The sequence below is a fragment of the Streptomyces aurantiacus JA 4570 genome, from assembly GCF_000414115.1.
Lineage (GTDB): Bacteria > Actinomycetota > Actinomycetes > Streptomycetales > Streptomycetaceae > Streptomyces > Streptomyces aurantiacus_A.
Window position 1 is genome coordinate 1 of record NZ_AOPZ01000122.1, and the last position, 4,099, is coordinate 4,099.

General features: G+C 76.2%; 2 protein-coding genes. Both read right to left on the bottom strand.

Annotated elements, in window-relative coordinates:
• On the bottom strand, positions 1–3,446 hold a 3,446-nt coding region (locus STRAU_RS14400; protein ID WP_106967919.1), incomplete at its 3' end, for a PAS domain-containing protein.
• Between the two features lie 190 nt (positions 3,447–3,636).
• The coding region (locus STRAU_RS14405) for an SSI family serine proteinase inhibitor (protein WP_052029086.1) at positions 3,637–4,099 on the bottom strand (463 nt) is incomplete at its 5' end.

The following is a 4,099-nucleotide window of genomic DNA, read 5'->3' on the forward strand; positions in this document are numbered from 1 at the left end:
GGTCCGGCGGCCGGGGCCTGCCGGGCGCGCCTGCGGCCGGTCGGCTGCGGCTGGGCGGCCGGGGCGGCCGGTCCGGCAGGCGTGGCCGACGGGGTCGACGGGGCCGGTCCGGCCTGGCCGGGCAGCGCGGGGGACTGCGCCGGGTGCGGCTCCAACGGGGTGTGGTCGTCGGCCGGATCGTGCAGCGCGGCGGCGTGCTGTCCGGTGTCGTCGTGTCCTGTGGGCGCGGCTTGTCCTGCGGGCGCGTTCTGCCCCGCCGGTACGTTCTGTCCTGCCGGTCCGTTCTGTCCGGCGGGCGCGCCAAGAGCCCCTGCGGGCGGCAGGCTGCCCGGAGCCGCCATGGCCCCGGTGCCTCGCGGGCCAACGGCGCCTTGCGCACCAGCGGCGGCCTGCGGACCCGCAGCACTCCGCGCCCCCGAGGGAACCCCGCGCCGCGCCCCCGCGGCCCTGGCCCCCTGCGCACTCTGCGCCGCCTGCGCCCCCTGTGACGGGGCACCCGCCCGCGCCCCCGCAGCCACGCCCTCCTGGACGTGGGTCTGCCCCTCGGGCGCGCCACCCTGCGCGGGCACGCCGCCCCGGGCGCCCTGAAGTCCGGCCTGCACACCCGCGGGTACGTTCACCGAGGCACCGACCTGCGCTTGTCGCGCGTGCGGGGCACCGACGTGCGCGGACCCGCCCTGCGGGCCATCCGCCTGCCCGGGCGCGCCGTACGGGACACCGGCCTGGGGAGCGCCCGCGTGCACGGCACCCGCCCCGACCGAGGCGCCCTCGACCGGAACACCAGCACCAGCACCCGCGGCCTGCGGCAAGCCACCCTGCGCACCGGCCGCGCCGTACGGCACATCACCCTGCGCCACACCCACCTGCTCGGCCCCGCCGGGCGCGCCGCTGTCCGCGTCGCGGTCGGCCTCCGCCGGCGGCAGCGCGAACACGCGCCCGCTGGAAGCCTCTTCCGCGGCGGCACGCTCCCGGGCGGCGGCCAGCGCACGCCGGGCCCGCCGGCCACCGGAACGCGGCGCCTCCACGCCGTCACCACCGGCCCCGAAGGAACCGCCCGCCTCCGGGCCGCCGGCTCCCGCCTGGCCCGTCCCCGAAGGCAACGCCAACGCCTGCTGCTCGCCACCGCGCCGGGCCCGCCGTCCGGACGGCACGGCGACCTCCGCCGACCCCGGCCCGCCCTGCGAAGGAACGCCCTGCGGCGGCACCGTCTCGCCGAGCGCCGCCGACCCGGCGGCGTGCTCGGCCGCCGTCATCACGGCACCCTCGGCCGGACTCGGCCGCCCGCGCCGCCGACCACCCCCCGCCGCGCCGACGGCCCCGCCGCCGACCGGACCGCCCGCGGCACCAGCACCAGCACCCGCAGCACCCGCGTCGGCCCCGGCGCCTGCCGGCCCCTCGGCCACGGCCCGCCGCCTGCGCCGCCCGGTACCGCCGGGGCCAGAACCGGCAATCTCCACGGAACCGGTGTCATCGGAAGCGGCACCGCCCTCGGAACCACCCGTTCCGCCGGAAACGGCACCCTCCGGGGCCACGCCCCCGCCGTCCCCAGGAACCGCACTGTCCAAGAAGGAGTCCACCGAGGACCGCCGAGCCCGTCGGCGCCCACCCCCGGTGCTCCCGGAGGAACCCGTCGCCGTACCGGCCCCCTGTCCGGGCACCAGCGCGCCCGAACCAGCAGTCTTCGTAGACACCGAAGAACTGACCGCGGCCGCCGAAGCACCGCCCGCACCGTCCCCGATGGGGACCTCAAGGACGTACGCGCTGCCGTTCATGCCCGGCACCTCGTGCGTCTGCAGCACACCACCGTGCGCCTCGACGACGCCCCGCACGATCGGCACGTGCACCGGGTCTCCCCCGCCGTACGGACCGCGCACCTCGATGCGTACGACCTCGCCGCGCTGGGCGGCGGCCACGACCACGGTCGAGTCGACGTACGCGCCCTGGCCGCCGGTCGCGCCCGCGGCGCCCGAAATCGTGGCCCCCGCGCGCGTGTTGCCGGTGGCGTCGATTCCGGCGACGTCGGCGATCAGATGGGCCAGGGCGGTGGCGAGGCGGTGCGCGTCCACCTCGACCTCGATCGGCGGCGCGTGCACGGCGAACTGGGCGCGCCCGGGGCCGATCAGTTCGACGGCACCGTCGACACCGGCGGCGATGACGGCGTCGAGCAGCACGGCCGTACGCGACAACTGCTCGGCGCCGGCTTCGAGGCGCTGGTAGCCCAGGACGTTGTCGACGAGCGTCGTCATGCGCGCGTACCCGGCCGACAGATGGTGCAGCACCTGGTTGGCCTCGGGCCAGAGCTGGCCCGCGTCGTCGGCGGCGAGCGCGGACAGTTCACGGCGCAGCTCGTCGAGCGGTCCGCGCAGCGACTGGTCGAGGACGGCGACGAGCTGGCTGTGCCGGGCGGCGAGCGTCTCGTACCGCTGCTGTTCGCGGTCGGCCAGCTCTTCGTAGCGGTCCTTCTCGCGCTCGGCGAGGGCGGCGTACCGCTCCTGCTCGGCGGCGAGTTCCTCCTCGCGCAGTTCCGCGGCGGCGCGCAGCTCCTGCTCGCGCTGCTCGGCGGCGGCCCGCAGTTCCTCGGCGTGCCGGGTGAGCGCGTTCTCGTACTTCTCGGCGAGGGTGTCGTAGGGCCGCCGGTCGGTGAAGGTCATGACGGCGCCGACGAGCTGGTCGCCGTCGCGCACGGGGGCGGTGGTCAGGTCGACGGAGACCTTCTCGCCGCTCTTGGACCACAGGACCTGCCCGCGCACGCGGTGCTTGCGGCCGGAGCGCAGGGTGTCCGCGAGCGGGGACTCCTCGTACGCGAAGGGCTCGCCGTCGGCGCGCGAGTGCAGGACGAGCGGGTGCAGTTCCTGCCCGCCGAGGTCGCTGGCCCGGAAGCCGAGTATCTGGGCGGCGGCCGGATTGACGAGGACCACGCGCCCGTCGGTGTCCGTCCCGACGACGCCCTCCGCGGCGGCCCGCAGGATCATCTCGGTCTGCCGCTGCGAACGCGCCAGCTCGGCCTCGGTGTTGAGCGCGCCCGACAGATCGCGGACGACGATCATCAGCATCTCGTCGCTGCCGTAGCCGCCGTACCCGCCGTGGCTGCCGAAGCGCTCGTCGTACGCGTGCCTGCTGTCCTGGAGGTTGGAGCTGGTGACCTCGACGGGGAACTCGCTGCCGTCCGTGCGGCGGGCGACCATCCGCTTCGGCTTGGTACGCCCTTGTTCGTCCGTCGTGTCCGGGCGGCGCATGGAGCCGGGGATCAGCCGGGAGTCGAACTCCGGCAGCAGATCGAGGAGTCCGCGCCCCACGAGCGCGGTGCCGGGCGCCTCGAAGGTCTCGAGCGCGATGGCATTCGCGTTCACGACCGTCCCGTTGGCGTTGACCAGCACCAACGCGTCCGGGAGCGCGTCGAGTATGGCTGCGAGGCGAGCAGCGCCTCGGGATGGCCTGCTGCTCACGACGACGCTTCCTCCCTGATTACCGCACCTTGCCGACCGACCGGGCCATCTTGCCCCGCGGCCCGCGGCGTGTCACGGGAGGGAGTCTACGGGGAGTGGTTGCGGGCGCGACGCCGGATGAGAGGGAGGTCGCACGCAGAAGTCGTGAGCCTTCAGTAGTCGCTGGTCACGGAAGGGTCGCGAGCGCTCTTCACAAAAAGGGCACGCCGGTTCGGCCGTGCGCGGCGGGTGCCGGGGGGCCGCTCGCGGGCAGCACCGGCACGAGGCCGTCCCACCGCGCGATCCGGCACCCGTCGGTGCGCGAGAACTCGGCGTCCACGGCACGGCCCTGCCAGGTGCCCGTGATGTGCGCGGTCTCCGGGCCGCCGTACTGCTCGGTGCACAGGGCGTCGCCCGGGACCGGCTCGAAGGGGTCCGTGCCGTTCGCCGCGAGCTGATCAAGACGTTCGCACGCGTCATCGGGCGAAGGGTGCGTGCCGCCGTTCGCGCCCGCCGGGGCGCACTCCAGGGTGTACGTTCCGTCGCCCGCGCCGCCGGTCCCGTCCACGGTGATGGTGAGCCGGTGCGCGGAGGAGCGCTCGGGCACGCCGGGGTGGTCCGCCGGGCACGCGTGCGCCGCGGCGGGGAAGGCGGCGGCGAGGGCGGCGGCGGTG